The following is a 5969-nucleotide window of genomic DNA, read 5'->3' as shown; positions in this document are numbered from 1 at the left end:
CGGGGACCGTAGCCGTCATGGTTCGCCTTCCAGGGGGTCAGCGGGCGCTCTCCGCGCGCAGCAGCGCGGCGAGTCGCGTCCGGGTCATATGGCGGGGGTTGTTGTCGAAGCGGCTGTAGGAGACGACGTCGTCGACGATGTCCGCGCAGTCCGCGGGTCCGTAGGCGCGCAGCGGGGGCAGGCCCAGTCGCCGCACCAGGTCGTCGATCCGCCGCCGCGCCGCGGCGGGCGTCGGGGTCCGCAGGGCCCGGGTGATCGCGCGCAGCGCGTCCTTGCTGTGCTCGGCGCCGCGCGGGTCGCGGCAGTCGGCCGCGGTGACGGCCGCGTTGAAGCGGAGCACCGCGCCGAGGGTCAGGGCGCAGGCGTGGCCGTGCGGGATGCCGCGGCGCAGGGTCAGCGGGTAGGAGACCGCGTGCGGGACGGTGGTCCGCGTCCCGGCGATCGCGAGCCCCGCGAGGACGCTCGCGCGGCTGAGGCGCGTACGGGCCCGCTCGTCGTCCGGGTCGGCCAGGACGGCGTCGAGGCCGTCGGCGGCCATCCGCACGGCGGGCAGGCTGAAGCGGGCGGACTCGTCGGTCGCGGCCACCGCCCAGCTGGACTCGACCGCCTGCGACAGCGCGTCCAGCCCGCAGCTCGCCCACACCGCGCCGGGCGCGCTCATCGTCAGCAGCGGGTCGACTACCGCGAGGTCCGGGAAGAGACCGGCGTGGTCCAGCGCCCGTTTGCGCCCGCCGCGTTCGTCCCAGACGGTGGCGGTGCGCGTGACCTCGGCGCCGCTCCCGGCGGTCGTCGGTACGGCCACCAGTGCGGTGGTACGAGCCTGGGGCACGCCCTCCCGCAGAGCCCCCTCGACCGAACGCCCGCCGCCCGCCAGCAGGGCCGCGGTCTTGGCGGTGTCGAGCACACTGCCGCCGCCGATGGCCACAACCGCGTCGGCGCGGTGCCGCCGCGCGGCCTCCAGCACCGTCTGGACGCTCTCGGGGGTGGGGTTGGCGCGGGGGTTCTCCACCACGAGGGCAGCGCCCAGCTCCCGGCACGCGCCGATGGCCGTCTCCTGCCACGGCTTGGCCGCCGTCCGCCGCCCGACGACCACCAGGACGCGCCGGAAGGGCCGTCCCCTCAGCCGTTCTCCCAGCCGCTCGCGCACCAAGGCGGCCAGGTCGCCCGCCGTGCCGCCGCCGAAGACGACGCGGGTGGGCACGTACGCGGGTACGGGCAGGTCGTACGGGCCGTGGGCGCGGTCGATATCGGTGTCGATGTCGATGTCGATATCGGTGTCGTGGAACTCGTGGGCCGCCGGTATGCGGGGCGGGCCGGGGGCGGTCGGCATAGGTTCTCCGTCAGGGGTGCAGAGGGTGGCGCGGGGTCAGGCCAGCCGGCCGAAGAGCGGGGGTTCGCCGGAGACGAGGACGCGCCGTATCTCCTGGGCGAGGCGCAGCCGCTGGCTGTGTTCGGAGGCGTCGGACAGGAAGGCGCGGTGGGAGCTGACCAAGGTGTTGGGGAAGGTGAGGATCTCCCTGTTCACCGGGTGCTCGCAGGGGTCCTCCGGCGTGAACACGTCCGCCGCGTAGCCGCCCAGCCGCCCGTCGCGCAGCCGCTCCAGCACCGCCTCGGGCTCCACCAGCGCGCCGCGGGCGGTGTTCACCAGCAGGGCGCCGGGCGCGAGCGCCCGCAGCGAGTCGCGGTTGAGCATGTTCCGTGTGGAGTCGTCGAGCGGGGCGTGCAGGAGCACGGCGTGCGCGTCGGCCAGGAGCGCGGCCAGGGAGGGGCGCCAGTGGACGCCGTAGCCGCGCATCAGGTCGGCGTGCACGTACGGGTCGTAGGCCAGGACCTGCCCGTAGAACGGCTGGAGCTTGCGGGCGCTGGCCCGGCCGATGCGGCCGAAGCCGACGACGCCGACGGCGAGGTCGGCGAGGCGCGGGGGCACGCCGCCCCCGTGGATGTTCCACTTGCCGCCCTTGACCAGGCCGTCCTGCACGACGAGGCCGCGCTCCAGAGCCAGCAGCATCGCCGCGGTGTGGCTGCTGACCTCGTCCACGCAGTAGTCGGGGACGTTGAAGGCGAGGATGCCGTTCTCGGCCAGCAGTTCCACGTCGAGGTTGTCGACGCCGACGCCCTGCCGGGCGACGACGCGGCAGGTGGGCTTGAGGACGTCGACGGCTTCTTCGGTGATCCTCGCGCGGTAGACGGCGACCGCGTCGGCTCCTTCGAGGAACCGGAGGAATTCCTTGCCGCCGACGTCGAAGGCGCCTTCCCGGTACGGGCCGAACCGCATCTCGATCTCCGCGCCGTACACGCCGCGCTCGATATCGGCGCGCGCCGCGTCGACGGCTCCTTCGGGGCCGACCGCCCATGCGGGATCGGTATACGCGACAACAGGCACAACAGGCATGGGGCATCACCTCACTGGACCGAAGCGGGAACTGGATCGACACGGGAAAGGGATCGATGCGGGAAAGGGAACCGGCGCGCGTCCCGCGTGGAATGTCAGAGGACCAGGGTCTTGATACGGGACATCTCGCGCATGGCGTAGCGCACGCCCTCGCGCCCGTGGCCGCTGTCCTTGACACCGCCGAAAGGAATGTTGGGCGACTCGAATTGCGGTCCGCCATTGATCACGACGGCGCCGGACTGGAGTCCGCGAGCCATGTTCATGGCGTCGCCGATCCGCTCGGTGAACACGCCCGTCTGGAGGCCGTAACAGCCGGAGTTGAGGTAATTCATCGCATCGTCCATGCCGCTGACGCGAATGATCGGGGCGCACGGCCCGAAGGTCTCCTCGCACACCAGCGGCGCGTGGCGGCCGACGTGGTCGAGGACGGTCGGCCAGAACTGCGCGCCGTGCCGGTACCCGCCGGTCCGCAGCCGCGCGCCGTCGCGCACGGCCTCGGCGACCCGCTGTTCGACCCGCTCCGCGGCCGGTTCGTCGATCAGCGTCCCGATGTCGGTCTTGGCATCCCACGGGTCGCCGACGGTGAGCCCCTCGGCCGCCGCCGTCAGCAGGTCCGCGAAGGCGTCGGCGACGTCCTCGTGGACCAGAACTCGCTTGACGCCGCGGCAGGACTGGCCCGCCGTGGAGAACGCCCCGGCCGCCGCCGCGCGGGCCGCGGCCGTCAGGTCCGCGTCGTCGGCCACGACCAGGGCGCCGCTGTCGCCGAGTTCGAAGGCGCTGCGGATCATTCCGATGCGGCGGGCGATGGCCTTGCCGACGGCGGCGCTGCCGGTGAAGGTGAGCATGTCGATGAGGCCGGAGCCGACCAGCGCGTCGCCGATCTCCCGTGGATCGCCCGTGACCAGCGAGATCATCTCGGCGGGCAGCCCGCTGTCCAGGAGCGCCCGGACGAACAGCACAGCGGTGAGCGGCGCCTTCTCGGACGGCTTGACGATCACGCTGTCGCCGACGGCGACGGCGGGCACGACCTTGGTGGCCACCTGGTTGAGCGGCCGGTTGAACGGCGTGATGGCGCAGACCAGGCCGATGGGCTCGACGACGGTCACCGCCAGCCGGCCGGTCCCGTAGTCGGTGACGTCCGTGGGGATGCTCTCGCCGACGAGGCGCTTGGCCTCCTCCGCCCCGAACCGCAGCTGCGCGACCGCGCGCCGCACCTCATTCCCGGCGTCCTTGCGCGCATTCCCCGTCTCGTCCACGATCGACTTTACGTAGACTTCCGCGTCGTCGTGAATCCGATCGGCCGTCCGGGAGAGCACTTCACCGCGCTCGAAGGCGGTCAGTGAACACCGGAAGCTCTTGGCCGCGTTAATTGCATCATCCACCTGCTTTACCGTGGCTTGACCCACCCGCCCCACGACCGATCCGGTGTAGGGGCTGCGCACTTCCGCGACGCGCTCGGGCCGCAGCCAGCGCCCGCCGCTTAAGATCGACTCCATGGTGAACCTTGTCGCTTCCTGCCGGAATTGATCGCTCATTTTCCATGGTTCCGTACTGCATGGAATCCTAACGGCTACCCTCCATTCACCGTCAAGTCACCTGTTCTTAAGGATCGGCCAATGAAATGGTCGAGAAAGCGCATTCCCGAGATCGCTTCCGGAGATTCGGCGCGGATTCGATATGCCCGTACAGAGGAGGAGTTTCTGTCGCCGACGCGAACCGCCCCGCGGCGGCGGTCCGGGAGAAAACGCCTCCTCAGCGGCGCGGGGCCGTGCACGGGCGGCCGGAATCGTACGGCCGTCAGGACCGATGACCGGACCGGAACCCGGCCAGCACCCGCTCGGCCCGGCCCATCATCTCCCGCACGATCTCCCCGGCGGGCCTGATGTCGTGGACGAGACCGACCCCCTGCCCCATCAGCCACGGCATCTCTTCCCAGTCGGCCACGGTCTCGGGCACCGGCGGGAGCACACTGAACTTGCGCAGCACCGTCTCCTCGCCCTGGAAGACCGTGGTGCCGACCTGTTCGAGCGCGTCGCGGTCGGCGGGCGCCTCCGCCGGCCGGTCGCCCCACTCCGACACCACGCGGTCGCGCTGCACCCGCATCGGGTTGAAGTCCGGCCACTCGGGGCCGAAGACGGCGGTGAGCGCCGTGTCCTGGCCCCGCGCGGCGACCAGCCGACGATGGTGCTCGGGATGCACATGGGCCTCCCGTGAGGCGACCAGCCGAGTTCCCACCCAGACGCCGTCGGCGCCCAGGCACAGGGCCGCCGCCACCTGGCGCCCGTCGGTGATGCCGCCCGCGGCGAGGACCAGCGCGCGGTCCCCGACGGCGTCCACGACGGCGGGGAGGCCGACCATGGTGGGCAGCCCGCCGTAGTTGTGCCCGCCCGCCTCCCAGCCCTGCGCGACGACGGCCTCCACGCCGTCGGCGACGGCCAGTTCGGCGTCCGCCGCGGAGCCGACCTGCTCCCACACCGACACCCCGGCGTCGCGCAGCCGCCCGATCTGGTCGGCCGGCGGGTGGCCCCAGTGGAAGGAGACGACCGGCACCCGCTCCTCGGCGCAGACGCGGACGTGGTCGGCGGTGTCGAAGTACGTGATCAAGTTGATGTCGAAGGGCGCGTCCCCCACGCCTTCCCGGACCCGGCGGATGAGCTGCCGCAACTCGTCCGCGGTCGTCAGCGCGGCTCCCACCGCCCCGATGCCGCCCGCCCCGGTGACGGCCACCGCCAGATCGGGGGTTCCGGCGACGACGGCCATCCCCGCGCCGGCGAACGGGTACGGAACGGCGAACCTCTCGGTCAGCCTCGTGGACAGCACGTTCATGACGACTCCTTCCCCGCTCCTGTTTCCTCGCCCCTCGAAGAGGGGATACGCGGGCGGGGGCGTACGCGCTCGACGGCGTACGCGCGCCCGTACCCATCGTCGGCCTCATCGCGAGCGGCCGAGCGCGCCGCGTGGCAGTCTCTTCCCGTCGAAAGAAGTTCGGCCGCCGATGTCGAGAACCCGTGACCGGCTCCGTCCCCGCGGTGAAGGCACCGAAGAACGCGGTCGCGAGGCGGTCGCATCAGCGTCGAGGAGAACCACGATGGCCAAGTATCTGCTGCTCAAGCACTACCGCGGCGCCCCGAGTCCGGTGAACTGCGTGCCCATGGACCAGTGGACGCCGGACGAGATCTCGGCCCATATGCGGTACATGAACGACTTCGCGGCCCGGCTGGAGAAGACCGGGGAGTTCGTCGACGCCCAGGCGCTCTCCCCCGAGGGGACGTTCGTGCGGTACGACGGCGAGGGCCGGCCGCCGGTGACGGACGGGCCGTTCGCCGAGACGAAGGACCTCATCGCCGGGTGGATGGTGATCGACGTCGACAGCTACGAGCGCGCCGTCGAGCTGGCCGGGGAGCTGTCGGCCGCTCCCGGGGCCGGCGGGAAGCCGATCCACGAGTGGCTGGAGCTGCGCCCGTTCTACGGCGTGCCGCCCACCGTCACGGACTGACGACCGTACGGAACGCCATGACCTCATCCATGGACGAGGCCCTGATCCGGAGCCTCACGCCGGGCGTGCTCGGCGTCCTCG

Annotated in this window: 5 protein-coding genes; 1 reads left to right on the top strand and 4 read right to left on the bottom strand. The window is 72.0% G+C overall.

The genetic code is table 11. The features are described 5' to 3' along the window. Nucleotides 1-37: 37 nt before the first annotated feature. The 4 genes from ACFU99_RS29830 to ACFU99_RS29815 form a co-directional block, all read right to left on the bottom strand. Nucleotides 38-1330, bottom strand: a complete 1293-nt coding sequence (locus ACFU99_RS29830) for a phosphonoacetaldehyde reductase (RefSeq protein ID WP_384397916.1) — start codon at nt 1328-1330, stop codon at nt 38-40. A gap of 36 nt (nt 1331-1366) precedes the next feature. Further along, entirely contained in the window at nt 1367-2392 is a 1026-nt protein-coding gene (locus tag ACFU99_RS29825; RefSeq protein WP_384397914.1) for an NAD(P)-dependent oxidoreductase, read from the bottom strand. 95 nt (nt 2393-2487) lie between these two features. Next, nucleotides 2488-3927, bottom strand: a complete 1440-nt coding sequence (locus tag ACFU99_RS29820) for an aldehyde dehydrogenase family protein (RefSeq protein ID WP_384397912.1) — start codon at nt 3925-3927, stop codon at nt 2488-2490. 262 nt (nt 3928-4189) lie between these two features. Then, a complete protein-coding gene (locus tag ACFU99_RS29815; RefSeq protein WP_384397910.1) occupies nt 4190-5218 on the bottom strand; it encodes an NAD(P)H-dependent flavin oxidoreductase in 1029 nt (342 codons plus the stop codon). Nucleotides 5219-5480: 262 nt separating this feature from the next. Between ACFU99_RS29815 and ACFU99_RS29810 the strand changes: the two genes are divergently transcribed. Then, nucleotides 5481-5888, top strand: a complete 408-nt coding sequence (locus ACFU99_RS29810; RefSeq protein ID WP_384397908.1) for a YciI family protein — start codon at nt 5481-5483, stop codon at nt 5886-5888. The last annotated feature ends 81 nt before the right edge of the window (nt 5889-5969 follow it).

Source organism: Streptomyces sp. NPDC057654, assembly GCF_042800135.1.
In the GTDB taxonomy this organism is placed as follows: Bacteria; Actinomycetota; Actinomycetes; order Streptomycetales; family Streptomycetaceae; genus Streptomyces.
Note: the sequence above shows the minus strand (reverse complement) of the source record. Positions and strands in the feature narration are given on the sequence as shown.